The sequence below is a fragment of the Pseudomonas fragi genome (assembly GCF_002269505.1).
GTDB lineage: Bacteria > Pseudomonadota > Gammaproteobacteria > Pseudomonadales > Pseudomonadaceae > Aquipseudomonas > Aquipseudomonas fragi_D.
This window is the reverse complement of sequence record NZ_NQKQ01000001.1, coordinates 1-26,986: the sequence shown is the minus strand read 5'-3', so window position 1 is coordinate 26,986 and position 26,986 is coordinate 1. Positions and strand designations below refer to the sequence as shown.

General features: G+C 59.3%; 27 protein-coding genes and 1 pseudogene. 10 read left to right on the top strand and 18 right to left on the bottom strand.

Annotated features, from left to right (window positions below):
• Window positions 1–28: 28 nt before the first annotated feature.
• From CJU81_RS00135 to CJU81_RS00110, 6 genes are all read right to left on the bottom strand, one after another.
• On the bottom strand, window positions 29–616 hold the full coding sequence (locus CJU81_RS00135) for a DUF4136 domain-containing protein (RefSeq protein ID WP_095035031.1): 588 nt from the start codon (window positions 614–616) through the stop codon (window positions 29–31).
• A gap of 28 nt (window positions 617–644) precedes the next feature.
• Window positions 645–1,259: a DUF4136 domain-containing protein gene (locus CJU81_RS00130; protein ID WP_095035030.1), complete on the bottom strand. Its 615-nt coding sequence runs from the start codon at window positions 1,257–1,259 to the stop codon at window positions 645–647.
• 23 nt (window positions 1,260–1,282) lie between these two features.
• Complete coding sequence (locus tag CJU81_RS00125; RefSeq protein WP_095035029.1) at window positions 1,283–2,032, bottom strand: methyltransferase domain-containing protein; 750 nt, start codon at window positions 2,030–2,032, stop codon at window positions 1,283–1,285.
• Entirely contained in the window at window positions 2,029–2,334 is a 306-nt protein-coding gene (locus tag CJU81_RS00120) for a nucleotide pyrophosphohydrolase (protein ID WP_095035028.1), read from the bottom strand. Before CJU81_RS00120 ends, CJU81_RS00125 begins: the two co-directional genes overlap by 4 nt.
• A 258-nt stretch (window positions 2,335–2,592) precedes the next feature.
• A complete protein-coding gene (locus tag CJU81_RS00115) occupies window positions 2,593–3,447 on the bottom strand; it encodes a MaoC family dehydratase (RefSeq protein ID WP_095035027.1) in 855 nt (284 codons plus the stop codon).
• A 2-nt stretch (window positions 3,448–3,449) separates the two neighbouring features.
• Window positions 3,450–4,802 (bottom strand): 3-oxoacyl-ACP reductase, encoded by a 1,353-nt coding sequence (locus tag CJU81_RS00110; protein WP_095035026.1) that lies wholly within the window; start codon window positions 4,800–4,802, stop codon window positions 3,450–3,452.
• 122 nt (window positions 4,803–4,924) lie between these two features.
• Here CJU81_RS00110 and CJU81_RS00105 point away from each other — a divergent pair, with 122 nt between their 5' ends.
• Window positions 4,925–6,199: an acetyl-CoA C-acetyltransferase gene (locus tag CJU81_RS00105; RefSeq protein WP_095035025.1), complete on the top strand. Its 1,275-nt coding sequence runs from the start codon at window positions 4,925–4,927 to the stop codon at window positions 6,197–6,199.
• Between the two features lie 170 nt (window positions 6,200–6,369).
• Here the strand turns inward: CJU81_RS00105 and CJU81_RS00100 are convergent, their stop codons facing one another.
• A complete protein-coding gene (locus CJU81_RS00100) occupies window positions 6,370–7,383 on the bottom strand; it encodes a bile acid:sodium symporter family protein (protein WP_095035024.1) in 1,014 nt (337 codons plus the stop codon).
• An 82-nt stretch (window positions 7,384–7,465) separates the two neighbouring features.
• Between CJU81_RS00100 and CJU81_RS00095 the strand changes: the two genes are divergently transcribed.
• Both CJU81_RS00095 and CJU81_RS00090 read left to right on the top strand, forming a co-directional pair.
• A complete protein-coding gene (locus tag CJU81_RS00095; RefSeq protein WP_095035023.1) occupies window positions 7,466–8,260 on the top strand; it encodes an AraC family transcriptional regulator in 795 nt (264 codons plus the stop codon).
• 126 nt (window positions 8,261–8,386) lie between these two features.
• Entirely contained in the window at window positions 8,387–9,280 is an 894-nt protein-coding gene (locus tag CJU81_RS00090; protein ID WP_095035022.1) for a PA4780 family RIO1-like protein kinase, read from the top strand.
• A gap of 123 nt (window positions 9,281–9,403) precedes the next feature.
• Here CJU81_RS00090 and CJU81_RS00085 read toward each other — a convergent pair.
• Window positions 9,404–9,643, bottom strand: a pseudogene (locus CJU81_RS00085) (MBL fold metallo-hydrolase); the annotation flags it as partial.
• An 8-nt stretch (window positions 9,644–9,651) separates the two neighbouring features.
• Between CJU81_RS00085 and CJU81_RS00080 the strand changes: the two are divergent.
• Together CJU81_RS00080 and CJU81_RS00075 are read left to right on the top strand one after the other, a co-directional pair.
• A complete protein-coding gene (locus CJU81_RS00080) occupies window positions 9,652–10,974 on the top strand; it encodes a bifunctional protein tyrosine phosphatase family protein/NAD(P)/FAD-dependent oxidoreductase (RefSeq protein ID WP_254924734.1) in 1,323 nt (440 codons plus the stop codon).
• Window positions 10,975–10,982: 8 nt separating this feature from the next.
• Entirely contained in the window at window positions 10,983–11,789 is an 807-nt protein-coding gene (locus tag CJU81_RS00075; protein WP_095035020.1) for a sulfite exporter TauE/SafE family protein, read from the top strand.
• Window positions 11,790–11,913: 124 nt separating this feature from the next.
• Here the strand turns inward: CJU81_RS00075 and cueR are convergent, their stop codons facing one another.
• The 3 genes from cueR to CJU81_RS00060 form a co-directional block, all read right to left on the bottom strand.
• The gene (gene cueR / locus CJU81_RS00070; RefSeq protein WP_095035019.1) at window positions 11,914–12,324 is read right to left on the bottom strand and encodes a Cu(I)-responsive transcriptional regulator; all 411 of its coding nucleotides are present in this window, start codon (window positions 12,322–12,324) and stop codon (window positions 11,914–11,916) included.
• A gap of 12 nt (window positions 12,325–12,336) precedes the next feature.
• A complete protein-coding gene (locus CJU81_RS00065; RefSeq protein ID WP_141232551.1) occupies window positions 12,337–14,724 on the bottom strand; it encodes a heavy metal translocating P-type ATPase in 2,388 nt (795 codons plus the stop codon).
• A 96-nt stretch (window positions 14,725–14,820) separates the two neighbouring features.
• The gene (locus CJU81_RS00060) at window positions 14,821–15,201 is read right to left on the bottom strand and encodes a hypothetical protein (protein WP_095035017.1); all 381 of its coding nucleotides are present in this window, start codon (window positions 15,199–15,201) and stop codon (window positions 14,821–14,823) included.
• A gap of 147 nt (window positions 15,202–15,348) precedes the next feature.
• Between CJU81_RS00060 and CJU81_RS00055 the strand changes: the two genes are divergently transcribed.
• The gene (locus CJU81_RS00055; protein ID WP_016783584.1) at window positions 15,349–15,549 is read left to right on the top strand and encodes a heavy-metal-associated domain-containing protein; all 201 of its coding nucleotides are present in this window, start codon (window positions 15,349–15,351) and stop codon (window positions 15,547–15,549) included.
• A 247-nt stretch (window positions 15,550–15,796) separates the two neighbouring features.
• A complete protein-coding gene (locus tag CJU81_RS00050; RefSeq protein ID WP_095030819.1) occupies window positions 15,797–16,993 on the top strand; it encodes a multidrug effflux MFS transporter in 1,197 nt (398 codons plus the stop codon).
• 1 nt (window position 16,994) lies between these two features.
• On the opposite strand, the gene CJU81_RS23985 is transcribed toward CJU81_RS00050, so the two are convergent.
• Both CJU81_RS23985 and CJU81_RS00045 read right to left on the bottom strand, forming a co-directional pair.
• Complete coding sequence (locus CJU81_RS23985) at window positions 16,995–17,165, bottom strand: hypothetical protein (RefSeq protein ID WP_162939354.1); 171 nt, start codon at window positions 17,163–17,165, stop codon at window positions 16,995–16,997.
• A 124-nt stretch (window positions 17,166–17,289) separates the two neighbouring features.
• Window positions 17,290–18,303, bottom strand: a complete 1,014-nt coding sequence (locus CJU81_RS00045; RefSeq protein WP_095035016.1) for a zinc-binding alcohol dehydrogenase family protein — start codon at window positions 18,301–18,303, stop codon at window positions 17,290–17,292.
• Window positions 18,304–18,427: 124 nt separating this feature from the next.
• On the opposite strand from CJU81_RS00045, the gene CJU81_RS00040 reads away from it, so the two are divergent.
• Complete coding sequence (locus tag CJU81_RS00040) at window positions 18,428–19,345, top strand: LysR family transcriptional regulator (protein ID WP_095035015.1); 918 nt, start codon at window positions 18,428–18,430, stop codon at window positions 19,343–19,345.
• Window positions 19,346–19,393: 48 nt separating this feature from the next.
• Here the strand turns inward: CJU81_RS00040 and CJU81_RS00035 are convergent, their stop codons facing one another.
• The 5 genes from CJU81_RS00035 to CJU81_RS00015 all read right to left on the bottom strand — a co-directional run bounded on the left by CJU81_RS00035 (window position 19,394) and on the right by CJU81_RS00015 (window position 23,519).
• Window positions 19,394–20,347: an adenosine deaminase gene (locus CJU81_RS00035; protein WP_016783589.1), complete on the bottom strand. Its 954-nt coding sequence runs from the start codon at window positions 20,345–20,347 to the stop codon at window positions 19,394–19,396.
• A 98-nt stretch (window positions 20,348–20,445) separates the two neighbouring features.
• Window positions 20,446–21,132, bottom strand: a complete 687-nt coding sequence (locus CJU81_RS00030; protein WP_095035014.1) for an SDR family oxidoreductase — start codon at window positions 21,130–21,132, stop codon at window positions 20,446–20,448.
• A gap of 157 nt (window positions 21,133–21,289) precedes the next feature.
• Window positions 21,290–21,892 carry an IMPACT family protein gene (locus tag CJU81_RS00025; RefSeq protein ID WP_095035013.1) on the bottom strand — a complete coding sequence of 201 codons (603 nt, stop codon included), beginning with the start codon at window positions 21,890–21,892 and terminating at the stop codon, window positions 21,290–21,292.
• A 13-nt stretch (window positions 21,893–21,905) separates the two neighbouring features.
• Entirely contained in the window at window positions 21,906–22,556 is a 651-nt protein-coding gene (locus CJU81_RS00020) for a TetR/AcrR family transcriptional regulator (RefSeq protein ID WP_095035012.1), read from the bottom strand.
• A 42-nt stretch (window positions 22,557–22,598) separates the two neighbouring features.
• Complete coding sequence (locus CJU81_RS00015; protein ID WP_095030825.1) at window positions 22,599–23,519, bottom strand: LysR family transcriptional regulator; 921 nt, start codon at window positions 23,517–23,519, stop codon at window positions 22,599–22,601.
• 123 nt (window positions 23,520–23,642) lie between these two features.
• On the opposite strand from CJU81_RS00015, the gene CJU81_RS00010 reads away from it, so the two are divergent.
• A complete protein-coding gene (locus tag CJU81_RS00010; RefSeq protein WP_095035011.1) occupies window positions 23,643–24,992 on the top strand; it encodes an aspartate aminotransferase family protein in 1,350 nt (449 codons plus the stop codon).
• Window positions 24,993–25,074: 82 nt separating this feature from the next.
• Entirely contained in the window at window positions 25,075–26,568 is a 1,494-nt protein-coding gene (locus tag CJU81_RS00005) for a CoA-acylating methylmalonate-semialdehyde dehydrogenase (protein WP_095001080.1), read from the top strand.
• Window positions 26,569–26,986: the final 418 nt, after the last annotated feature.

Below are 26,986 nucleotides of genomic sequence, written 5' to 3'. Positions count from 1 at the left end.
CATCGTGAGCAAGTGAGTGCTGTGTAACTTACTTTGGCGGGTAGGTACTCAGGATCTTGGTCACCGCTTCGTTGATCGCCGCACTGCGTTCGGTCGGGGTCGGGCTGCTGTCAATGACTTTTTCGGCACTGCCGCGCCATACCAGCTTGCCGTCCTTGGCATCGATCAGGTCGATCTGCAGCGTGCCAACCTGGTAGACCACGTTGCGGGTTTCGTTATACATCGGTGCGCCCCAATAACCTTCCCACGGGCCACCCCAGTAACCACCCCACGGCCCGCCCCAGGGGCCACCGTAACCGTAGTTGGTGACCACTTGCTCCTGGCGGTTGGCCACGATCAGCCAGGCCTGTACCAGCAAGTCCGGCTTGCTGCCTGCCGCTACCGGGCGCAGGCCGCGCTGGTCCAACTGGCTGCTCACGGCCTGGACAATCCGCTGCTCGGTCAGGTCGCTTCTGAGCATCGGGTTGTTGGGCTGGTACTGCACCGCAGGGTCTTTCCAGGCCCAGGTGCGGAACTTGGCGAAATCGACAGCAGGGTTGTAATCATGGCTGACCTGCATGGTTTCGCAGGCACTGAGCAGCAGGGCCAGGCCCAGTAATGCAATGCGACGAATCATGATGATTTCTCCACTTCACTATTGAGACTCAATGAGGAGGGTAAGCCTGCACTGCCTTGTTCAGTGATTCGCGCAGGGCGTCACTGCGTTCGCTCAGGCTGCCTTTGCTGCTGGTTTCGGCACTGGAACTCCACACCGGCTGGCCAGTTTTGCCGTCATACAGGTTGAGTCGCACCACCATGACCTCAACCTCGTAAGTGCGTATGACGGGTACGGAGTTATACATGCCATATTGACTGCCGTAGCGGCCGTAACCACTGCCGTAGCCAGCCCCGTAACCATAGTCGTCCTGCACCTGACGCAAGCGTTTTTCGGTGTGCAAATCAGCACTGACCCAAAGATCCGCTGGACGGTTGGGTTGTGCCGGGCGCAAGCCGCGTTGGTCGAGGGCATTGTTCACCGCTTCGGCGATTTGTGCCGAGTCAGCCCATGCCGTGCCAACCGGCAGGCGACCATTGAGCCAGGCCCAGCTCTGGTAGCGTCCATAATCCCTTGGCGGGGCCGGGTAGGCACTCAAATCCAGGGCATTGGCCGCCTGTGCCGGGGCCGGTGGCATGGGCATGGAGGTGGCCGTGTAAGGGTTGGGGCTTTGGCAAGCGCCCAGCCCCAGGCTCAAAACAATCAAGGCAACGCGGCGATACATCATGGTCTCCCCCGCAGGGCGATTTAAACCGGGCGACACACCCAATGCAGATAACGTCCCAGCCCGGCAAACGCCGGATGGCGACGGTGGGCCAGCTCCATTTCAACCAGGGCTTCAAGCTCGGCGCGGGCCTGGAATTCTACTGGCATATAGTCGTGAAAGACCCGCACGCCGCTCCGGGTTTCGACCTGCCACAGGCCTTCCAGGGCGGTGGCCAGTTCCCGTGGATCAAGGGGCTGCTGCGGGGTGAGACTCTGTTTTTCACCGGCCATGTCGTTCTTGCGCATTTTGCGAAAGTGACCTTTGAGCAGGTTGCGATAGATCAGCGCGTCGCGGTTGTAAAACGCCAGCGACAACCAGCCATCCTTGGCGGTCAATTGATGCAGCACCGGCAGGATGGCGTGGGGTTCGGCCAGCCATTCCAGCACGGCATGGCATAACACCAGATCGTAGGGCTCGGTCAGTTGGCCGAGCAGCTCCTGCCACGGCGCCTGAATGAACGTGCCGCTCTGGCCCGCCTCGGCAAAGCGCTGGCGTGCGCCTTCAAGCATCGGCGCGGCGGGTTCGGCCAGGGTCACATCGTGGCCTTGTTGGGCCAGCCACAAAGACATATGGCCCAGCCCGGCGCCGATATCCAGCACCCGCAACGGGCGTTTGGGCAGGGCTTCCTGCAGATCGGCCTGTAGCACGGCCAGACGAATTGCACCCTTGGCCCCACCGTAGATTTTCTCGGCGAAGCGGGTGGCCAGTTGATCGAAGTGACGGTCACTCATTTATTGAAACGCCTTTCATTGTCGGCCAGTTTGCCGAGTACAACTTCATTCATGTCCAGCCCCAGTTCAGCGCACAGCAACACCAGATACAACACGATATCGCCCACCTCCTGGCCCGCGTGAGCGAGCTTGTCGGCAGGAAGCTGGCGGGACTGGTCTTCGCTCAACCACTGAAAGATTTCCACCAGCTCGGACATTTCGACACTGGCGGCCATGGCCAGGTTTTTCGGGCTGTGGAACTGCTTCCAGTCGTTGTTATCGCGGATGCGATGCATGCGCCGGGTAATTTCTTCGAGGTTCATTGCGGGCGTGTTCTCCAGAAGGCGCAAAGCTTGCGACCGAACGGGGATTGGTGCAAGTGAAAGGCGCAGGCCCAATGCTGCTGAGGCAAACAATCTTTTGTAGTCGCTGACGAGGAACGAAGGCTGCGATCGAGGACGCAGCCCTCGCCAATGCAGCCTCACAGTGTTCATGATGAATTGGGCTCTGCGGGGTTGCGAGGACTGCGTCCTTGATCGCAGCCTCGCTCCGCTCCTCAGCGACTACAGAAGTTGTGCTGTTTAACTGACCGGTCGCCAGTTGCCGACCATATGCACCAGGCCGTCATGCCCGTTGAGCTGGAAGTCGCCACTGGATCCCGCCTCACTGCTGAGCAAAATCACTTCGCCGGGCAGGCGCACCGGCTTTTTGAATGCGACGACAATCTCTACATTGGCCGCCGGCAGGTGCGAATTGAGTACCGCCAGGGCCCGGGCTTTTATCCACAGGCCGTGGGCAATCGCACTGGGCAGGCCAAACAATTTGGCGCTGGCAGCACTGAGGTGGATGGGGTTGTAGTCGCCCGAGACCTTGGCGTAACGCCGGCCAATGTCGGCGGGGGCATACCAGCGGGTCAGTTCGCTCAGGACCACCGGCGCAGGCTCGGTGGCTTGTGGCAATTCGCCGGGCAGCTCGACGCCCTTGCATAGCAAGGTGCTTTCGGCCTCCCATAACGGCCCCAGCAGATCGTCCACCTGGGTGATCACCTCAAAGGTCGCTCCTTTAGGGTGTTTTTGCAGGTTGTGCACATATACCCCGATACGCAGTCGCGTCACGCTGCCCATGGGGCGCAATACCCGGATCCGATTGTTGAGATGAATCAGCCCGAGCAACGGGAAAGGAAAGTCCTTGGCCGTCAGCAACTGCATTTGCAGCCCGAAAGCCAGGATGTGCGGATAAGTGGGCGGCAGCAAGGGGCTTGGCACCAGATCGCACACATCGCGAAAGGCTGCCAGTGCCTTGGGCTCAACCTCGACCCAACAGCGCAAGCCTTGCTCTGGCAAGGTGCTGCCGGTGATCTTGCGCCGGGCGGCCGCGTGCGCGTACAGCGCTGGCAAGTGCGGCAGGGTGCTGAGATCGAGCCATTTTACGCTCATGTTTATGCTCCCAGAATGCTTTGCCCGCACACCCGCAGCGCTTGGCCGCTGACCGCGCCCGAGCCCGGCTGGCCGAGCCAGGCCACGGCCTCGGCGACGTCCTGTGGCTGACCACCCTGGCCCAGTGAGCTCATGCGCCGGCCAGCTTCGCGCAGGGCAAAGGGAATATGCGCGGTCATCTGGGTTTCGATAAAACCCGGGGCCACGGCATTGATGCTGATGCCACGCTCGCCCAGCAGCGGCGCCCAGGCTTGAGCCAATCCAATCAAACCGGCCTTGCTGGCGGCGTAGTTGGTCTGGCCGCGATTGCCGGCGATACCGCTGATGGACGCCAGCAGGATTACCCGGCCGTTATCGCGCAGGCTGCCGCTGTCGAGCAGGGCCTTGGTCAGCACTTGCGGGGCGTTGAGGTTAACGGCGAGCACCGAGTCCCAGAATTCCGGGGTCATATTGGCCAGGGTTTTATCGCGGGTGATCCCGGCGTTGTGCACCAGGATATCGACGCCATCGGGAAGTTGCCCGATCAGTTGTTCTGCGGCATCGGCGGCACAGATGTCCAGCGCGATGCTGTGTCCGCCCAGACGCGCGGCCAGTGCATCGAGATCGCTCTTGGCGGCCGGTACGTCGAGCAGGATCAATTCAGCGCCATCCCGGGCCAGGGTTTCGGCAATCGAGGCGCCAATGCCACGGGCAGCGCCGGTAACCAGCGCCTTGCGCCCGGCCAGGGGGCGGGTCCAGTCCTGCACCTGGTTGGCGCAGGCCGTCAGGCGCAGCACCTGGCCGCTGATAAAGGCACTTTTTGGGGACAGAAAAAAACGCAGTGCACCCTCAAGCTGATCCTCGGCCCCCTCGCCGATATACAGCAGTTGCAAGGTGCTGCCGTTGCGTAACTCCTTGGCCAGCGAACGGCTGAACCCCTCTAGCGCACGTTGGGCGCTGGCAGCAAAAGGGTCGCTTAGTGTTTCGGGGGCATGGCCCAGGATCACCATATGGGTGCAATGTTCAAGATTGCGCAGCAGTGGTTGAAAGAATTCGCGCAGTTGCTTGAGCTGATCGGTGTGCAGTAGCTCGCTGGCATCGAACACCACAGCCTTGAGCTTCGGCCCCTGGCCCGGAATCCACGGTGTGGCGTGCAAGGGTTCGGGGCCGTAGCTGAATACGGCATCGGTGAGTTTGCTGGCAAATTGGCTTACGTGGCCTGCCAAAGCACCGCCGCCAATCAGCAGCGGTCCTTCGACAGGGCGCAGCCGTCCGGCCTGCCAACGTTCCAGTCGTCCCGGTGACGGCAGCCCCAACGCGCCGACCAGTCGCTGGCCGAGGGATGAGTTGACGAAGTCGATATAACGGTCTGACATGGAACACTCTCCGACAGGTGGGGTTCAAAGGGTTGACCACAAACAGGCCGTGGTCGTTCGTTATCAGCGATAAGGCCTACGCTAGTAACGATCAATGGATTTAAGAGAATAGGGGGAATCGTATGAGTCTGCGTCGTGTAGCAATTATTGGTGGTAACCGAATCCCGTTTGCTCGCGCCAACGGGCCGTATGCGACTGCCAGTAATCAGGACATGCTGACGGCGGCGCTGGAAGGGCTGATCGAGCGATACAACCTGCACGGGTTGCGCATGGGCGAAGTAGTGGCCGGGGCGGTGCTCAAGGATTCGCGGGATTTCAGCCTGACCCGCGAGTGCGTGCTGGGCTCGCGCCTGTCGCCGCAAACCCCGGCCTATGACCTGCAGCAGGCTTGCGGTACCGGGCTTGAGGCGGCATTACTGGTGGCCAACAAGATTGCCCTGGGGCAGATCGAGTGCGGAATTGCCGGTGGCGTGGACTCCGCCTCCAATGTACCGATCGGGATCAATGATGGGCTGCGCAAATGGCTGTTGCAGCTCAATCGCACCAAGGCACCGATCGACAAGCTCAAGGCCATGCTGCAACTGCGCCCGGGCTTTTTGAAACCCGAGTTCCCGCGTAATGGCGAGCCCCGTACCGGGCTGTCGATGGGCCAGCACTGCGAGTTGATGGCGCAAACCTGGAACATTCCCCGGGTTGAGCAGGATGAACTGGCCTTGCACAGCCATCAAGCGCTGACGGCGGCTTATCACGCCGGGTGGGAGGACGACCTGTTGACGCCATTTATGGGCTTGAGCCGCGATAACAACCTGCGCGCCGATCTGACCCTGGAAAAGCTCGCTGCACTAAAGCCGGTGTTCGATCGCAGCGCCAAGGGCACGTTGACGGCGGGCAACTCCACGCCGCTGACCGATGGTGCATCAACGGTCTTACTCGGCAGCGAAGAATGGGCCAGGGAGCGCGGCCTGCCTGTTTTGGCGTATCTGCGCGATGGTGAAACAGCGGCTGTGGATTTCGTACACGGTGCAGAAGGGTTACTGATGGCACCGGTATATGCCGTCCCACGGCTACTGGCGCGTAATGGCCTGACCTTGCAGGATTTTGACTACTACGAGATTCACGAGGCATTTGCCGCGCAGGTGCTGTGCACCTTGAAGGCCTGGGAGGACGAGCCTTACTGCAAAAGCCGGCTGGGGCTTGATGCAGCGCTGGGCTCGATTGACCGCAGCAAGCTCAACGTCAAGGGCAGTTCACTGGCGGTGGGGCACCCGTTTGCGGCGACGGGAGGACGTATCGTGACCAACATGTCCAAGCTGCTGGCCACCGCCGGGCAGGGACGAGGGCTGATCTCGATCTGCGCGGCAGGTGGGCAGGGCGTTACTGCAATAATTGAACGGTAGGAGACTTTCAGAGCCCTTGTAGCCGCTGAGGAGCGAAGCGAGGCTGCGATCGGCGACGAAGTCGTCGTAAAGTCAGGTTGTGCGGAGTGTCAGGTGCTCCCGGTTCTCAGGATTTACGATCGCTTCGCGACCGATCGCAGCCTCGCTTCGCTCCTCAGCGGCTACAGACGTTACGCCGGAACCGGGGCCCCGACTGCTTGCCGACTGCGCGTGGCATAACTCTCGGCCATCACCGAACACACGATCAACTGCAGCGGGTGGTAGATCATGATCGGCAGCAAAATCAGGCCCAGCCCCGGATTGGCGCCGAAGATCAACGCCGCCATCGGCGCCCCTGCCGCCAGGGATTTCTTGCTGGCGCAGAACACCGCGGCAATTTCATCCGCGGTGCTGAACCGCAGGGCGCGGGCGGTGCGAGTGGTCAACCACAGGATGAGCGCCAACAGGATCGCACTGCCGACCAAGGCACTGACGATCACCGAACTGCCCTGCTGTTGCCACATGCCCGAGACCATCGAGTTGCAGAACGCCGCGTAAACCAGCAGCAGGATCACCACCTTGTCGCAGATATTGGTGTAGCGCTTGTGCCGGGCAAAAAAGCGTCCGCACAGCGGGCGTACCAACTGGCCCAGCACCAGTGGCAGCAACAGCATGGCGCACAGGTCGAGCAGGGTTGAGCCCAGGTCAATGCCCCCCGCGCCACTGCCGACCACAAAGCTGACCAGCAATGGCGTCAGGAAAATCCCCAGCACGCTGGACAGGCTGGCGTTGAGAATCGCCGCTGGCACGTTGCCGCCTGCGCTGCCGGTGAGTGCCACCGACGAGGAGATGGTCGAGGGCAGGGCGCACAGGTAGAAAAACCCCAGCATCAGCAACGGCGGGATATGGGCACCCAGCAGCTTGTTAGCAATCACCCAGATCAGCGGGAAGACAATAAAGGTGAAGCCCTGCACCATGAAATGCAGGCGGATGTTTTTCAGGCCGTGGCTGATCTGTTCGCTGGACAGGTTGACCCCATGCAGGAAAAACACCAGAAACACACCGATGTTGATCACCCATTCAGCGTGCATGGCGCCGCCAGTGCTGCCGAAATGCGGAAACACATAGGCCAGAAATGTCGCCAGTAGCATGCCGCACAGAAACCAGTCGGTGAGCATGCGTTTGAGATGTTTGAGCACAGGCATTGTCGGCACCGCAACATTGTAAGAATTGATGACTTAGCCTAACGTCGGCGGTATCTGACGTCTTGCGATATAAGGCCAATCAATGCCGCCAAACGGACAACGTGGGCTGCCGCGTGCCATCCCGGTGCTCGATGCCTTGCCACGGCCGCTGTATGCCCGGGCCGAGAGCTTGGGCGCGGGCTCGTGGACGCCGCGCCATCGTCACGATTGGGTGCAGTTTTCGTACGCGATCAGTGGTGTGCTGGGTGTGCATACTGACGAAGGCAGTTTTTTTGCGCCGCCGCAGTGGGGTATCTGGATTCCGGCCGGGCTCGAGCATGAGGTGATTACCTCGATGCGCGCTGAAATGCGCAGCCTGTATGTGCGCCGCGAGGACTGCCAGTGGGCGCCCGAACAGTGCCGGGTGCTGGAGGTCACGCCGCTGGCGCGGGAGCTGATCAAAACTTTTTGCGCGCTGCCCGTCGACTACCCCGAGGGTGACAGCAGCGAGCAACGCTTGGTGACAGTGTTGCTGGACCAGTTGGCAAGCCTGCCCGAGGTCGGTTTTTCGCTGCCGTTGCCCCGCCATGAGCGTTTGCTGGTGCTGTGCAACGAGCTGATCGAAAACCCTGATGCCGAGGCGAACCTGGGCCTGTGGTCGGAACGTCTGGGCATGTCTGAAAAAACCCTGATGCGTTTGTTTCAGCGTGAAACAGGCTTGAGCTTTCGTCGCTGGCGTCAGCGAGCGCGGCTTCTGTCTTCGCTACAGGTGCTGGAGGAGGGCGGCCATGTCACGCGGGCGGCGTTGTCTTGCGGCTATGAATCAACCTCGGCGTTTATCGCGGCGTTTAAAAAGATGTTCGGTTTTACCCCGGGCGACTTGTTTCGTCAGAGTTAAGTCGGTGCTCAAAACGTGTTGCTCGTCTATCATTCAAATCGTTTGCCCTCTCCCCGTGGTGAGTGGATTGCCGTATAACGAATGACATTCGCGTGTTTGGTAATAAAGGACCCACAATAAAAGCTGATGAAGACTCCAAAACGCTTAGAACCCCTGATCGAAGACGGTCTGATCGACGAGGTGCTGCGCCCACTCATGAGTGGCAAGGAAGCAGCTGTGTACGTAGTCCGCTGCGGCAATGAGCTGCGATGCGCCAAGGTTTACAAGGAGGCCAACAAACGAAGTTTCCGCCAGGCTGCCGAATATCAGGAGGGTCGCAAGGTTCGCAACAGCCGTCAGGCTCGAGCGATGGCCAAGGGCTCGAAGTTCGGTCGTAAAGAAACCGAAGATGCCTGGCAGAACGCTGAGGTCGCGGCGTTGTTTCGCCTGGCCGGTGCGGGTGTGCGGGTTCCCAAACCGTTCGACTTCCTGGAAGGCGTGCTGTTGATGGAGCTGGTGGCGGATGAGTACGGCGATGCCGCTCCGCGCCTCAATGATGTGGTGCTGGAGCCGGATCAGGCTCGTGAGTACCACGCGTTCCTGATCCAGCAAATCGTGTTGATGCTGTGCACGGGGCTGGTTCACGGTGACTTGTCCGAGTTCAACGTGTTGCTGACGCCAACCGGCCCGGTGATTATCGACTTGCCCCAGGCGGTTGATGCGGCGGGTAACAACCACGCCTTCAACATGCTGGAGCGTGATGTGGGCAACATGGCTTCCTACTTTGGGCGTTTTGCGCCGGAACTGAAGAAGACCAAATACGCCAAGGAAATGTGGGCGCTTTATGAAGCCGCCACCTTGCACCCTGGCAGTGTGTTGACGGGCGAGTTTGACGAACCGGACGAGCTGGCAGATGTCGGCGGGGTGATGCGCGAAATCGAAGCTGCTCGCCTGGACGAAGCCTTTCGTCAGGCGGTACGTGCTGCCGATGATGCGCCACCGAGCAAGGCTGAAGAGCCGCCACCCCCGTGGATGCAGTGATAGGCTAACTAAAAATCCGGCTCAGGCCGGATTTTTTATTGCCGCGACACTTGTGGGAGCGAGCCTGCTCGCGAAAACGCCAACCAGCTCTTCGCGAGCAGGCTCGCTCCCACAAAGGGCGGCTCAAAACCGGTTCAGCGGAATCTTCAGGCTGCACAGCCCGCTATCATCCGCAGGCGGCAGGTTGCCTGCCCGAATATTGACCTGAATCGCCGGAATCAGCAGCGCCGGAACCCCGAGGGTGGCATCGCGGGCCGTACGCATGCCGACAAAACCCTCCAGGTCGATGCTGTCATTGACATGAATATTCTGTGCCCGCTGTTCGCCAACGGTGGTCGACCAGCAGGCTTCGCGCCCGGCTGGCGCAACAGATGCGTCAGTTACTCGGCGAGCTACCCCAGCCGGTGCTGGCGTACTGCCGCACCGGGAATCGTTCCTCCAGGCTTTATGAAGCCGCAACGCAGGCCCCGCGAGAGGCCAGGCAATACGATGTCGTCGTGGTTGGCGGTGGTTCGGCCGGTATTTCGGTGTCGGCCAGCTTGCTAAAGCGCGATGCCGGGTTGCTTATCGCCGTGATCGAGCCCAGCACTGAACACTATTACCAGCCCGCCTGGACGCTGGTCGGGGGCGGTGCCTACGATGTGAAAAACACCGTGCGGCCAACAGCGGCAGTCATGCCCAAAGGAGCTGACTGGATCAAGGCATCACTGTGTGCCTTCGCCCCGCAACGCAAGGTGGTGCTGCTCAGCGACGGTAGCGAGCTGAGCTATCAACAACTGATCGTCTGCCCCGGTTTGCAACTGGCCTGGGAGAACATCGAAGGTTTGGAAGAGTCGCTCGGCAAGCACGGCGTAACGTCCAACTATCGGCATGACCTGGCGCCTTACACCTGGGAGCTGGTGCGCAGCCTGAACGGCGGCAAGGCGCTCTTCACCCAGCCGGGCATGCCGATCAAGTGCGCAGGGGCTCCGCAGAAAGCCATGTACCTGGCCTGTGATCACTGGCGCAAGCGCGGTGTTCTGGATTCGATCGAGGTAGAGTTCAACCTGGCCGGGGCGGTGTTGTTTGGCGTAGCCGCTTTCGTTCCTCCGTTGATGAAGTACGTGGAGGCCTACAACGCTCAGCTGGCTTTCCAGTCCACTCTGGTCAAGGTCGACGGGCCGGGCAAGACGGCGTGGTTTGATGTGACTGACGCAGCGGGCGGCGTGACCCGCGTGGCCAAAACGTTCGACATGCTGCATGTGGTGCCACCGCAGCAGGCGCCCGATGTTATTCGCCGCAGCGAGCTGGCGGACAAGGCCGGCTGGTTCGAGACTGACCCGGCGACGCTGCAGCATCCGCGCTACCCGGAGATTTTCGCCCTTGGCGATGTGTGCAATACGGCCAATGCCAAGACGGCTGCGGCTACCCGCAAGCAAGTGGTCATCGTGGCCGAAAACCTTCTGGCGCTGCGCAAGGGCCTGGCTTTGCCCAAGCGCTATGACGGCTATGGCTCGTGCCCGCTGACCGTGGAAAACGGCAAGGTGATCCTGGCCGAATTCGGTTATGGCGGCAAACTGCTCCCCACTTTCCCCCTGGACCCGACCGTAGCGCGCAAGTCGGCGTGGCTGCTCAAGGCCACATTGCTGCCGTGGTTCTACTGGCAGGGCATGCTCAAAGGGCGCGAGTGGTTCACTGACTGCAAGCCGGACTGAGCCTGACCATGTTGATTATTCTGTTAGGCATGCTGGTTGGACTGGTGCTCGGGTTGACGGGGGCTGGAGGCGGTATTCTGGCTATCCCGGCGCTGACCCTGGGGCTTGGCTGGACATTGGCGCAAGCCACGCCGGTGGCCTTGCTGGCGGTCGGCATGGCCGCGGCACTGGGCGCACTGGATGGTTTGCGCAGAGGCCTGGTGCGCTACAAGGCGGCTGCATTGATGGCGATCGTGGGCTCGATCACTTCGCCGATCGGCTTGCATCTGGCCAGATTGCTGCCCGCCAAGGCGCTGGTACTGATGTTCAGTGCGGTGATGATGTTTGTCTCGCTGCGCATGTTCCTGCAGGCCAGAGCCGATGCGCGCGAAGACGCCAGCATTGGTGTGCTGGAGAAAAACTGCATGCTCAACCCGGCTACCGGGCGGCTGACCTGGAATGCCCGCTGCAGCCTGACGCTGGTATCGATTGGTGCCACTTCGGGGTTGCTTACGGGATTATTGAGTGTCGGTGGCGGTTTTTTGATCGTGCCGGCGTTTCGCAAATTCAGTGACGTGCGCATCCACGCGGTGGTCTCCACTTCGCTGATGGTCGTGGCGCTGGTCTCGCTGGGCACCTTGGGCAACCTGATGAGCCAAGGCGTGAGTCTGTCGAGTGAAGGGGTGATGTTTATTGCCGCAACCCTGGCCGGGATGGTTGCCGGTCGTGTCACCGCCCCGCACGTCTCGGCCCAGTGGCTACAGCAGGGTTTCGCGGCGCTGTGTGCAGTGATTGGCGTGCTGATGTTGGCTAAGGTGTTGCTGACAGCTTTCTGATTAACGTTCCTGTGGGAGCCGGGCTTGCCCGCGATGGCATCACCCTGGTCAGCCAGATACACCTTGGCGCCTGAATCGCGAGCAAGCCCGCTCCCACAGGTTGATCACCCGGTCATGCAGATGTTCATGCCTTTACGGCGCAGCAGGGCCCTGATTCCAGATCCCTGAGGATCGGGCAGTCAGGGCGGTGGTCGCCCTGACAGCTTTCGACCAGATCCTGCAACGTATCGCGCAGGCTGCTCAGCTCGGCGATCTTCTGGTTCAGCTCATCAATATGCTGGCGCGCCAGTGCCTTCACATCACCACTGGCGCGCTGGCGATCCTGCCACAGGGTCAGTAGCTTGCCGACCTCCTCCAGCGAAAACCCCAGGTCCCGCGAGCGTTTGATAAACGCCAGGGTATGCAGGTCGTCATCGCTGTACAGGCGGTAGCCGCTGTCACTGCGTTGCGCGGGTTTGAGCAGGCCGATGGACTCGTAATAACGAATCATCTTGGCGCTCAAGCCGCTGTGTCTGGCGGCCTGGCCTATATTCATGACGATGCCTCCTTATTCAAGGTCCTTGGGTTTCCAGAACTTCAGCAACAACGCGTTACTGACCACACTGACGCTGGAAAAGGCCATGGCCGCCCCCGCCAGTACCGGGTTCAAAAAGCCGAAGGCCGCTAGCGGAATGCCGATGACGTTGTAGATAAACGCCCAAAACAGGTTCTGCCGGATTTTCGCGTAGGTTTTGCGGCTGATCTCCAGTGCCGCCGGCACCAGTCGCGGGTCGCCGCGCATCAGGGTGATACCGGCTGCATGCATGGCCACATCGGTACCGCCACCCATGGCGATACCGATGTCAGCCGCAGCCAGTGCCGGGGCGTCGTTGATGCCGTCACCGACCATGGCCACCACCCCGGTTTTCTTCAGTTCGGCCACGGTCGCGGCCTTGTCGGCGGGCAGCACTTCGGCGTGAACATCGCTGATCCCCAGGGCTTCGGCCACCACTTTGGCACTGCCTCGGTTGTCGCCGGTCAACAGGTGACTGCTGATATGGCGTGCATTGAGTTGCTGGATGGCCGACAGGGCGCCGGTTTTCAGCGTGTCACCAAAGGCGAACAGGCCCAGCACCTGCGGTTGCGGGCTTTGCTCGATCAACCATGACAGGGTGCGGCCTTCGGTTTCCCAGGCGCTGGCCGATGCGCCAAGCGAGCCTGGGGCCAGACCGGTTTCTTCCAGCAGGCGGCGGTTACCCAGGGCCAGTCGGCGGCCCTCCAGGGTGCCGGCAATGCCGCGGCCGGTCAGCGACTGGCTGTCGGTAACGTCCGGCACGTTGAGGTTGCGCGCCGCACAGGCATCCAGCACGGCCTTGGCCAGCGGGTGTTCGCTGCCGCGCTGCAGGGCACCGGCGGCTTGCAGCAAGCGAGCCTCGTCACCGTCAAGTGCGCTGAAGTGAGCGATTTGCGGGGTACCGGAGGTCAAGGTGCCAGTTTTGTCGAAAACCACGGCGCTGACTTCATGGGCACGCTCCAACGCCTCGGCGTCCTTGATCAAAATTCCGTGACGGGCGGCAACACCAGTACCGGCCATGATCGCGGTGGGGGTCGCCAGGCCCAGGGCACAAGGGCAAGCAATCACCAGTACGGCCACAGCGTTGATCAGTGCTGTTTCAATCGGTGCACCATACAGCCACCAGCCCAGCAGCGTGGCCAGTGCTATCAGCAGAACCACGGGCACGAATACCTGACTGACCTTGTCCACCAGCTTCTGGATCGGCGCTTTGGCAGACTGCGCGTCTTCCACCAGGCGGATGATGCGCGCCAGTACGGTTTCTGTCCCCAGTGCCAGGGTTTTGATCACCAGCCGGCCTTCACCATTGATGGCGCCGCCGGTGACTTTATCCCCGGGTTGTTTGGGCACCGGCAGGCTTTCACCGCTGATCAGTGCTTCGTCGGCATGGCTTTGGCCTTCTACCACTTCGCCATCAACCGGAAAGCGCTCACCGGGTTTGACCAGCACCAGGTCATTGAGGCGCAAGTCACTGATGGCAACGTCCTGCTCCTGGCCGTCGACCATGCGCAAGGCCCGTTCGGGGCGCAGGGCTTCGAGAGCGCGGATGGCGCTGGCGGTCTGGCGTTTGGCGCGGCTTTCAAGGTATTTGCCCAGCAGTACAAGGGCGATCACCACCGCCGAGGCTTCAAAGTACAGATGGGGCATGCTGCCGGGTTCGGCGATGGCCCAATCGTACAGGCTCAGGCCATAACCGGCGCTGGTGCCCAGGGCGACCAGCAGGTCCATATTGCCCGCACCGGCCTTGACGGCTTTCCACGCGGCTACATAAAAACGTGCGCCCAAAACGAACTGCACCGGAGTCGCCAATACAAACTGGGCCCAGGCGGGCAGCATCCAGTGCACGCCAAAAGGCGCCAGCAGCATGGGCAGCACCAGCGGCAGCGCCAGTACGATAGCCAGGGTCAGCGCCCAGCGTTCACGGTGCAGGCGTTTTTGCTGATCGTCTTCGGTGGTTTTTTCACTTTGGTGCAGGCTGGCACCATAGCCGGCCTGAGTGACCGCGTTGATCAGCAGGCCTGGATCAACCTGGCCGAGCAATTCGATATGAGCCCGCTCGGTGGCGAGGTTGACGCTGGCGCTTTTGACCCCCGGCACCCTGGCCAGGGCTTTTTCGACACGCCCTGCGCACGAAGCGCACGTCATACCGCTGATATCCAGTTCCAGGCTGTGGGCGGGTACGCTATAGCCCGCCTGCTGCACAGCTTCGACCAGTGCCGGCAAGCTGTCGGCAGGCGCTTCGACGCGAGCCTGTTCAGTGGCCAGATTGACGCTGACCGAACGTACGCCGGGCACTTTGGCCAGAGATTTTTCCACACGCCCTGCGCAGCTGGCACAGGTCATGCCATCAATCGGCAGATCGAATTGGGTGGGCACGAGCAGTCCTCCTCAAGAAGTTGTCTATCCATAGAATCGACCTTGACCCCATGGCAAGGTCAAGGCCTCTTGCTGTTCGTCAGTTGCCGCGTTGTGCCGTGCTCAATATTCCAGTTGGGCCGGTTTGAGGTACATGCCTTGTTTGCCCAGAGCGATGCGGTATTTGCGTACGTCACCGGCCTTGAGGGTGAACTGCTGCGCGGCGGGCACCAGCATCCCGGGCAGACAGCCGGGCGCTTGCCCGGGGAGCAGTTTGAGACGGATATCGACTGTAGCCGGTGGCAAGTTAAAGGCCAGGGTTTGCTCCTGGAACAACCTTCCGGCCAGTTGATCGTCGATATACACACCCACCTCACAGTTGGTGGGGACTTCAAGGCGTTCGCGGGAAATGATCAGTACGCCGTAGTCCTGGGCGGCGGTTGCCCACAGCGGCAAACTGGCAAGACCTAAAAGGCTGACTAGGCTCAAAGCGGTCCAGCGCATGGCTAAGTATCCTGTTTTCAAATCGCAAGGCTTGCAGCTTGGCCGAGCAGGGGATGGATTGCCAGTCAGCGCGTAAAACAACGGGCTTGACCTTGCCATGATGGCAAGGTCGAAGCTGTAGCTCTATCTCAGACAGGAGGCGTGATCATGCAAACGTTCAAAGTAGACGGTATGACCTGTGGTGGCTGTGTGGGCGCGGTGACCCGTGCGGTGCAGACGGTGGATAAAGACGCGAAAGTAGAAGTGGATCTGGCGAGCAAAACGGTCAAGGTGGACAGCAATGTGTCGCCATTGCAGATCATCGACGTGATCACCAATGCCGGTTTTGAGGCGCGCACGGCGCATTAGGAATGTGTGGCAGCCAATATGTAGTCGCTGAGGAGCGAAGCGAGGCTGCGATCGGCGGCGAAGCCGTCGCCTGCGGTGCGCCAGGTTATACGGCCGCTGCGCGACCGATCGCAGCCTCGCTTCGCTCCTCAGCGACTACCAAGACCTGCGGGTTTTATTAGCTAGCTCGCTAACTTTATGTTCAGGGTCGGTAACCACAGCTAGACTGTCAGCCTGCGCTAACCGCAGTCTGATTTCTGGATACCTGATGAACCTTCGAACAATCTTGATTCTTGGCGCCCTGAGCGCCTTCGGTCCGTTGGCGATCGATTTTTACTTGCCCGGTTTTCCGGCGATGGCACAAGCCTTTGCGACGGATGAAACCCAAATTCAACTGACTCTGGCCGTGTACTTCCTGGGCCTCTCCATCGGTCAGTTGGCCTACGGCCCGGTAGCAGACCGCTTCGGTCGGCGCGTGCCACTGCTGGTGGGCGTCGGCCTGTTCACTGTCGCGTCCCTGGCGTGTGCCTTTGCCCCGACCCTGGAGTGGTTGATTGGCGCGCGGTTTGTCCAGGCCCTCGGTGGTTGTGCTGGCATGGTGCTGTCGCGGGCGATTGTCAGTGATAAATGCGACGCCGTGCAGTCGGCCAAAGTGTTTTCGCAATTGATGCTGGTCATGGGCCTGGCGCCGATTTTGGCACCGATGCTGGGCGGGCTGCTGGTCAACCTGTATGGCTGGCAGTCAATTTTCCTGGTGTTGACGGTATTCAGCGCATTGGCGGCAACCGCCGTTGCGCTTGGCCTGCCTGAAAGCCTGCCGGCCAATGTGCCGCGTCAGCCGCTGTCGGGGGCACTGCGCCAATACGGGCGTTTGCTCAAGGACCGTGAGTTCCTTGGCCACGCGCTGACCGGGGGGATCGCAATGGCCGGGATGTTTGCCTACATTGCAGGTTCGCCTTTCGTCTTTATCAAACTGTATGGCGTCCCCGCCGAGCATTACGGCTGGCTGTTTGGTACCAACGCCGCCGGGTTCATTCTGGTAGCGCAGTTGAACGCCCGCCTGCTGGCCAAGCGCGGCCCGGCCTTTTTGCTGGCGCGCATGGTGTGGGTCTATCTGGCGGCGGGGCTGGTCTTGCTGGGTGTCAGCACCTTGCATACCGCGCAACTGTGGCCGTTGCTGATTCCGCTGTTTATCTGTATCGCCAGTTTGGGTTGCATCATTCCCAACGCCTCGGCCTGTGCCATGAGCGGGCAGGGCGCCCGTGCAGGCAGTGCGTCGGCGATGCTGGGCTGTCTGCAGTTCAGTGTGGCGGCAGGTGCTGCGTCATTGGTGGGGGTATTGCACGATGGCAGCGCAATGCCGATGGCGATTGTCATCACCTTGTGCGGGGTGCTGGCCGTCGGCCTGGCGATGGCGACCCGACGCTTGTACACCGCCCGGATCGCCGCAGAGCAGTCGGTCTGATTTAGCCAGCCAAACGTTCGGGCAGTCTGTGCGGGGCTTGCAGGCGCGACTGCAGCTTGTCAACAAAGGCCCGAGCCTCGGCTTCAGTGCGAAAGTTGACTGCTTGCTGGTCGATTTGCACCTGCCATTGGCTGTCGCGCGATCTTGCTAACGCTCTTATCAGGATTTTCATTTCTGGCCTCCTTCGGTTCGCAAAGGAGGCCAGTGTATGCCGAAAAAACCGGGCAAATATGTCCAGGATCAAGTCTCTGACTGACGGTTAAAAACTGACCGCATCTGTCCCCTCAGACGTCCTTTCAGAACCCTTCCAGCACAACCTTGCCTTTGGCTTTGCCGCTTTCCAGCAGGGCATGGGCGCGTCGCAGGTTAGTGGCGTTGATGGTGCCAAAGTGCTCGCCGACGGTGCTGCGCAAAGTGCCCGCATCGATAAGTTCGGCGACACGATTGAGCAGGTGATGTTGCTCGATCATGTCCGGGGTCTGAAACAGCGAGCGGGTGTACATGAACTCCCAGTGCAGCGACAGGCTCTTGCGTTTGAGTTTGGTGATATCCAGTGCCTTTGGATCGTCAATCAGGGCCAGTTTGCCCTGGGGAGCGAGCGCTTCGACCAGTTGGTCCATATGCAGATCAGTCTGGGTCAGGCTGGCGACATGGCTTACAGCATCAATGCCGTGGCGCTTGAGTTCAGCGCTCAGGGGCTGGCTGTGATCGATAACAAGATCGGCGCCCAGCTCACGCACCCAGGCCTGGGTTTCTGGGCGGGATGCGCTACCAATCACCTTGAGCGCAGTCAACTGGCTGGCCAGTTGCGTCAGGATCGAACCCACACCACCCGCCGCACCGACGATCAGCAGGCTTTGTTGCTCGTCGGTTTTGCCCTCGTTGATGCCAAGGCGCTCAAACAACAACTCCCAGGCAGTGATGGCGGTCAGCGGCAACGCTGCGGCCTGGGCGAAGTCGAGGCTTTTGGGCATATGCCCGACGATTCGCTCATCCACCACATGGCGCTCGCTGTTGGCCCCGGCGCGGGCAATGGACCCGGCGTAAAACACCTTGTCGCCAACCTTGAACAGGCTGACTTCACTGCCGACGGCTTTGACCACGCCCGCCACATCCCAACCCAGTACCTTGGCGGTGTCGGCCTCGGGCTGCACGTTCTGGCGCACTTTGGTGTCCACCGGGTTGACGGAGATGGCCTTGACCTCGACCAGCAAGTCCCGCGGCCCGGCAACTGGCTCAGGCAGTTCGATGTCTTGCAGAGCCTTGGCGTCTTCGATTGGCAGCGATTGGTAATAGGCAACAGCTTTCATGGGACATGTCCTGAAAATGGCTAAGAAAGTGCTGGTGATAATTAGCTATTTAACAGGGCGATAAAACCGGCTAAAACAGCATTCTCTTTCAATATTTTATTGATAATGACCGGGTGAGCTCTGAATGCTGCGTTTCGATGATCTGCAATTGTTCGTTCGCGCTGCCGATTTGGGCAGCCTGTCGGCGGCGGCCCGGGTGATGGATATGTCCCCGGCGGTGGCCAGCGCGGCACTCAAGCGCATAGAAGCACAGCTGGGCTCGCGACTGCTGGCGCGTTCAACCCGCAGTTTGCGTTTGACGGCTGAAGGTGAAGGTTTTCTTGAATATGCGCGTACGGCGTTAGCCAGCCTTGATGAGGGGCGTCGCGTGCTGGCGCGTGGGCAAGATGAGGTCAGCGGGGTGTTGCAGTTATCGGCGCCGTCGGACTTCGGGCGCAATCTGCTACTGCCCTGGCTGGACGAATTCCAGCGTGAGCACCCGCAATTAACCGTGCGCCTGTTACTGGGGGACCGGATTGCCGACTTGTTCCGCCAGCCTGTGGATATCGCCTTGCGTTACGGCGAACCCGAAGACTCCAGCCTGGTGGCACTGCCCGTGGCCCCGGATAACCGTCGGGTGCTGTGTGCGTCTCCCGACTATTTGGCCCGCAAGGGCGAGCCGCGCCAACTCGAACAACTGCTGCAACACAATTGCCTGCTGTACATGCTTGGCACGCGGGTTCATGACCATTGGCAATTTAATGATGGCAAGCGTGAACTGGGGCTGACGGTGAGCGGTAATCGCTTTAGCGATGATGCCGATGTGGTGCGGTTGTGGGCGGTTGCCGGGCAGGGCATTGCCTACAAGTCGTGGCTGGATGTGGCGGGGGATGTGCAGACCGGGCGGCTCAAGGTGTTGCTGCCGGGGCTGGTGTGCGAACGGGCGCCGTTGAATCTGCTGTGCGGTCATCGTGCTCAACTGAGCAAGCCGGTGCGCCTCTTGCGCGACATGCTCAGTGAGCGATGTGGGGTATTGAGCAAGCAGTATCCGGAAAAGCATTGAGGCTTCTGTGGGAGAGAGCAGGCCCTCTCCCACAAAACAGGCTGCGCCTTACGGCTTGACCAACCGCGCATCCAGACCGTTTTGCGCCAGGCGTTTGGCCTGGTCCTGGGTCATGCCTAGGTCGGTGTACAACGCGTGGAAGTTCTCGGTCATGTAACCGCCAAAGTAGGCCGGGTCATCGGAGTTGACGGTCACTTTCACGCCACGCTCGAGCATGTCGAGAATGTTGTGTTGCGACATATGATCGAACACGCACAGCTTGGTGTTGGACAGCGGGCACACGGTCAACGGGATTTGCTCGTCGATAATGCGCTGCATCAGGCGTTCGTCTTCAATGGCGCGCACGCCATGGTCGATACGCTGGATCTTGAGCAGGTCCAGGGCTTGCCAGATGTACTCGGGTGGGCCTTCTTCACCGGCGTGGGCAACGGTCAGGAAGCCTTCATCACGGGCACGGTCGAATACGCGCACAAACTTGCTCGGCGGGTGGCCCATTTCTGAACTGTCGAGGCCAACGGCGACAAAGGCATCGCGAAATGGCAGGGCCATATCGAGGGTTTTTTCTGCTTCTTCTTCGCTCAAGTGGCGCAGGAAGCTGAGGATCAGTCCGCTGGTGATACCCAGTTGCTGTTCGCCATCTTTAAGTGCGCTGGCGATGCCATTGAGCACGACTTCAAACGGCACGCCACGGTCGGTGTGGGTTTGCGGGTCGAAGAAGGGCTCGGTGTGAATGACGTTCTGTTCCTTGCAACGCAACAGGTAGGCCCAGGTCAGGTCGTAAAAGTCCTGAGAGGTGCGCAGTACGTCAGCGCCTTTGTAATAAAGGTCGAGGAATTCTTGCAGGTTGTTGAAGGCATACGCCTTGCGCAAGGTTTCAACGTCGTTCCACGGCAAGGCGATTTTGTTGCGCTCGGCCAGCGAGAACAGCAACTCGGGTTCCAGGGAACCCTCAAGGTGCATGTGCAGTTCAGCTTTTGGCAGGGCGTTCAGCCAGTCATACATAAAAGGTTTTCTCATCAAATCGGGTACAGATGGCGACATTCTACAGGCGAGGGGCTACACAATTTGTAAAAAAGCCCCTGCCATTTGTCGCAGGCTGCTTACCAGGGAATCGTCTGACCCTTGTAGTCGATAAAGTGATGACCGCCTTTTCCGGCAAATGCCTTGACCTGTTCCACCAGGCCACGGGTGCTGGTTTGCACATCTATATCGGCGCCTTCGCCGCCCATATCGGTTTTCACCCAGCCCGGGTGCATGGACAGCACGGTCGGATTGTTGTCGCCCAATTCATAGCGCACAAAGGTGTTGGTCATCGAGTTGAGTGCTGCTTTACTGGCCTTGTAGAGGGACATTTCAGGAGCATCAGGTTGGGTGACACTGCCAAGCACTGAACTCATAAATGCCAGTACGCCACTGTCTTTACGGATTTTGCTGACAAACTCCCGGGCCAGATTGATTGGCGCCACGCTGTTGGTGAAAAACAGCTGGCCCACTTCGGCCAGCGTTGCATTCCCCGACAGCTGATCGTCCGGGCCTTTGACCCCGGCGTTGATAAACAGCAGGTCGAAGACCTCGTTGTCCAGCCTATGGCTCAGGGCCTTGATTGCCTGCTGGCTGTCCATGTCCAGTTGCTCTACGCGCACCGGCCCCAAGGCCTTCAGGGCATCAGCTTTTTGTGGGTCGCGCACAGTGGCGGTCACGTTCCAGCCGTCGGCGAGCAACTCTTTGACCAGGCCCAGGCCCAGGCCACGTGAAGCTCCGATGATCAGTGCACGTTTTGCTGTCATGAGTTGCTTCCTGTACAGAGGGGGTATGAGTTGGTCAAAAAACGTACAAGCCCCTGAAGCACTTGCCATATAAGGGCTGTAGCGGTGTGTGCTCAGGTTATCCACAGGTGGGTGCACAGTGACTGTGGGCAACTATGGACACAGGAACATAGCACTTTTATGCGTCGATCTCGCTGGCGCTACGTTGCAGCAAAATTCTGCCTCGGCTGAGGTCCGCCAGTTGCTGCTGCGCGGGTGCAATCTGTTCCTCACCTAATGCCAGTTCCAGGTCAACGCCATTGGCGGTGAATGCTTCATCAATGATCAGGCCGTTCAGTTCGCCCAGGCGCAGTTTGACCAGTGCCAGTTCACTGAAGCTGCACGAGCAGGTGAGTGCAACGCGGCTCACCAAAGGCAATTTTTCAGCGTTTTGCAGGCACTTGTTGGCGCCTCCACCATAGGCTCTGGCGAGGCCGCCGGTGCCAAGCTGGATACCGCCATACCAGCGGATGACCAGTACCGCGACCTGGTCGCAGTCCTGGGCTTCGATGGCCGAGAGTATCGGCCGGCCTGCCGTACCGCCAGGTTCACCATCATCACTGCTGCGGTATTGCGCCCCGATCTTCCATGCCCAGCAGTTGTGCGATGCATTCAGGTCGCTGTGTTGCTCGATAAAGTCCTGGGCCTGCTGGGCGCTGGTGATGGGCGCAGCGTAGGTAATGAAGCGGCTTTTGCGGATTTCTTCGCGGTACTCGCAAAGTCCCGTAAGGGTCGAAGGCATGTCGGTTCCAGGCTTAGACTGTTGGGGTCAGGCCGCAGCCTTTGAGGATGATGCGAATCAGGTTGTCGCTGGCGGCTTGCATATCTTGTTTGCTGAGGTGCCTGCGACCCGTTACGCGGCAAATTTGCGTCGAAAAATCAGCGTAATGCTGGGTGCTGCCCCACAACAGGAAAATCAGGTTTACCGGGTCGACCGGGTCCATCTTGCCTGCATCTATCCAGGCCTGGAACACGGCTGCACGACCTTGAAACCAAGCTCGGTAGTCTTGAGTGAAATACTCGGTCAGACAGGCCCCACCGCTGATGATTTCCATAGCAAAAACACGCGAAGCCTGGGGCTGTCGGCGAGAGAACTCCATTTTTGCGCGAATGTATTGGGTAAGGGCTTGAGCCGGGTCGTCTTCAGTCGTCAAGGCGTTGAAGGTGCTGTCCCATAGCTCGAGGATATTGCTCAGTACCGCGATATACAGGCTTAGCTTGTTGGTGAAGTAATAATGCAGGTTGGCTTTGGGCAGCCCGGCACTCAGGGCGATGGCGTTCATGCTGGTGCCTTTGAATCCGTGGCGGGCAAATTCATCCTCGGCGGCCTTGAGAATGGCCTCTTCGTTTATCTGCCGGATACGGCTGGGAGGCTTGCCGTCATGGGCAGGGACTTCAAGGGGCATGGGCACTCCGGTCAATCTGTTTGTGTAGCGAAGTTTTTCACGTTAACGCGTCGCTTCCAGGCTCTCAAGGAAACTTTCCAGGACCAGATGCGGCCGTCGGCCTTTGCGTGTCACTGATGCCAGGCTCAAATCGTAGAAACGCGTCTTGGCTTTCAGCGCTCGTAGGCGGCCTTGCTGTACCCAGAGGCTGGCGTAGTGGTCTGGCAAATAGCCAATGTAGCGTCCGGTAAGGATCAAAAATGCCATCCCTTCTCGGTCAGAAGCGCTGGCGGTGCAGTTGAGTGCCTGATAATGGGCCTGGATGTCGGAGGGCAGGCGAAAGGTGGGAGCGATGGCATCTTGATCATTGAGCCGGGCGTCCTCCAGTTGCCGATCGTCGACATAAAACAGCGGGTGGCCCACGGCGCAATACAGCAGCGAGCGCTCGCTGTAGAGCGGCTGATATTCCAGCCCGGATAAAGTACTGGCCTGTGGCACAACGCCCACATGCAGGCGGCCGTCGAGCACACCCTGTTCGACTTCGTGGGGCGAGATCATGCGAATGTGGATTTGCACATCCGGCCCACGCTCCTTGAGTTGGGCCAGGGCATGGGTGATACGCATATGGGGCAGGGTAACGAGGTTATCGGTCAGGCCAATGGTCAGCTCGCCGCGCAAGTGCTGGTGCAGACCGTTGACCTCGGTACGAAAACTCTCAAGTGCGCCGAGTAATTGCAGCGCGGAGTGATAGACCTCACGGCCTTCTTCCGTCAGCGAAAACCCTGCACGCCCACGCTGGCACAGGCGCAAACCCAGGCGCTGTTCAAGATCACTCATCTGTTGGCTAATAGCAGAGCGGCCGATACCCAGTACGGTCTCTGCTGCCGAGAAACCACCGCACTCCACAACGCTGCGGAAAATACGCAGCAACCGGATATCAAAGTCGCTGACCTGGGCCAGTGCATCGGGGCGACGGCTGCTCATAGTTTAGTGAACGCCTAACTAAAGGTTAGAAGAGTTGGATTTCATCGACTTTATAGCCGTGGCAATTTAGGTGCAACAACGCTTTCAACATCCACGCCGCTTTTGCCTTGCGAGGTTTTGCTGATGAACATGCCTGAGAACGCCGAATTGAATCTGACCAGCCAGCTCAAGCTGGATGCGCACTGGATGCCTTACACCGCCAACCGTAATTTCCATCGTGATCCGCGTTTTATCGTGGCCGCGAAAGGTAGTTATCTGACGGATGATAAAGGTCGGCAGATTTACGATTCGTTGTCAGGCCTTTGGACTTGCGGGGCAGGGCATACCCGTACAGAAATCCAGGAAGCCGTTGCCAAGCAACTGGGCACCCTCGATTACTCGCCGGCGTTCCAGTACGGCCATCCGCTGTCGTTCAAGCTGGCAGAGAAAATTACCGAGCTGACACCAGGCAACCTTAACCACGTGTTCTTCACTGACTCGGGCTCGGAGTGTGCCGATACTGCGGTGAAAATGGTGCGTGCCTACTGGCGCCTAAAAGGCCAGTCGAGCAAAACCAAGATGATTGGCCGTGCTCGTGGTTATCACGGGGTGAACATTGCAGGTACCAGCCTGGGCGGCGTGAACGGTAACCGTAAGTTGTTTGGCCAGGCGATGCTGGATGTTGATCATCTGCCGCACACGCTGCTGGCAAGCAATGCGTTCTCTCGCGGCATGCCGGAGCTGGGCGGGATTGCCCTGGCTGATGAATTGCTCAAATTGATCGAGTTGCACGATGCCTCGAACATTGCTGCCGTTTTTGTAGAGCCGATGGCTGGCTCTGCGGGGGTATTGGTTCCGCCTCAGGGTTATCTGAAACGTCTGCGTGAAATCTGCGACCAGCACAACATCCTGTTGGTTTTCGATGAAGTGATCACCGGCTTTGGTCGTACAGGCTCAATGTTTGGTGCTGACAGCTTCGGCGTGACACCTGACTTGATGTGCATTGCCAAGCAGGTCACTAACGGTGCCATCCCGATGGGCGCCGTTATTGCGAGCAGCGAGATTTATCACACGTTCATGAATCAGCCGACGCCTGAGTACGCGGTTGAATTCCCGCATGGTTATACCTACTCGGCTCACCCGGTGGCTTGTGCTGCCGGGCTTGCAGCGCTCGACCTGCTGCAAAAAGAGAATTTGGTGCAAAGTGTGGCTGAAGTCGCGCCACATTTTGAAAACGCTCTGCACGGTTTGAAAGGCGTGAAGAACGTAATTGATATTCGCAACTATGGCCTGGCGGGGGCGATTCAGATTGCGCCGCGTGATGGTGATGCCATTGTGCGTCCGTTTGATGCCGCAATGAAATTGTGGAAAGCCGGTTTCTACGTGCGCTACGGCGGCGACACCCTGCAGTTCGGGCCAACGTTCAACAGCAAGGCGCAAGACCTGGATCGTTTGTTCGATGCAGTGGGCGAGGCGCTCAATCAGATCGACTGATCCTTCTATATAGAAGCGACACTTATTGCATTTATCCAGGCGCGCAGCGTTCGCGCCTGTGGACAACTTTTCTGGAGCATCCATGAGCACCATTCAACACTTGATCAATGGCGAGTTACTGAACGATTCTGGCCGCACCGCTGATGTTTACAACCCGTCCACCGGCAAAGTGATTCATCAGGTTCCATTGGCCAGTCGCGAGACGATTCAACAAGCCATTGATGCAGCCAAGGCTGCATTCCCGGCGTGGCGCAATACGCCGCCTGCCAAGCGTGCCCAGGTGATGTTCCGTTTCAAGCAGTTGCTGGAGCAGAACGAAGCGCGCATCTCGCAATTGATCAGTGAAGAGCACGGCAAGACCCTGGAAGATGCGGCGGGTGAACTGAAGCGCGGGATCGAGAACGTCGAATACGCTTGCTCGGCTCCTGAAATTCTGAAAGGCGAATACAGTCGTAACGTAGGCCCGAACATTGATGCCTGGTCGGACTTCCAGCCATTGGGTGTAGTTGCAGGGATTACACCGTTCAACTTCCCGGCCATGGTTCCGTTGTGGATGTACCCGTTGGCGATTGTGTGCGGTAACTGTTTCATCCTGAAACCGTCGGAGCGTGATCCAAGTTCGACGCTGTTGATCGCTCAACTGCTGCAGGAAGCCGGTTTGCCCAAGGGCGTGATGAACGTGGTGCACGGCGACAAGTCAGCTGTGGATGCGCTGATCGAGGCGCCTGAAGTGAAAGCGCTGAGTTTTGTTGGCTCGACCCCGATTGCCGAGTACATCTACGCCGAAGGCACCAAACGCGGCAAGCGCGTGCAGGCATTGGGGGGGGCGAAGAACCATGCGGTGCTGATGCCGGATGCGGATCTGGATAACGCAGTCAGCGCACTGATGGGTGCTGCGTATGGTTCGTGCGGCGAGCGTTGCATGGCCATCTCGGTTGCAGTGTGCGTTGGTGATCAGGTTGCAGATGCCCTGGTGGCCAAACTGGTTCCCCAAATCAAGGCGCTGAAAATTGGCGCGGGCACTTCGTGCGGGCTGGATATGGGTCCCCTGGTGACTGGACAGGCGCGGGACAAGGTCAGTGGCTACGTCGACGATGGCGTCGCAGCCGGTGCGCAGTTGGTGGTTGATGGTCGCGGTTTGAGCATCAAGGGGCATGAAGAGGGCTTCTTCCTGGGCGGTTGCCTGTTTGACCGTGTTACGCCTGAGATGCGCATCTATAAAGAAGAGATTTTTGGCCCGGTGCTGTGCATCGTGCGCGTGAAGAGCCTGGAAGAGGCGATGCAACTGATCAACGATCACGAATACGGTAATGGCACCTGCATTTTCACCCGTGATGGTGAAGCGGCCCGTTTGTTCTGTGACGAGATTGAAGTAGGGATGGTGGGGGTTAACGTACCGTTGCCAGTCCCTGTTGCCTACCATAGCTTTGGCGGCTGGAAGCGTTCGCTGTTTGGTGATCTGCATGCTTATGGTCCTGACGGCGTGCGTTTTTACACGCGTCGCAAGGCAATCACTCAACGCTGGCCGCAACGTGCCAGCCATGAAGCATCGCAGTTTGCCTTCCCGAGTCTGTAAGAAGGGCGTCACACTGCTCTTATATAGAAGAAGAGAGGCCAGCCGTCAGGCTGGCCTCTGCTTTTAGGGCGCTTTTAAGGCTATATGACAGAATTATGAAACTAGTGCTTGACCCAGATTTGTAACTGTCTATAATTCGCCCCACTTCCGGCGCAGTCGAAACGGAAAACTCCTTGAGTTTCAATGAGTTGGATGGTTTTTCGGCAGTGCCAGCTTCAAGTCATCGAAGCAGGAAATGAGGTGTTGACAGCAGCGTGTAACGCTGTAGAATTCGCCTCCCGCTAACGAGAGATCGGAAGCGCAAGTGGTTGATGTTACAAAGGAAACTTTGAAAACATCTTAAAATAACCGCTTGACAGATACAGAGGCTGCTGTAGAATGCGCACCTCGGTACAGCGAAAGCTTACCAACCGCTCTT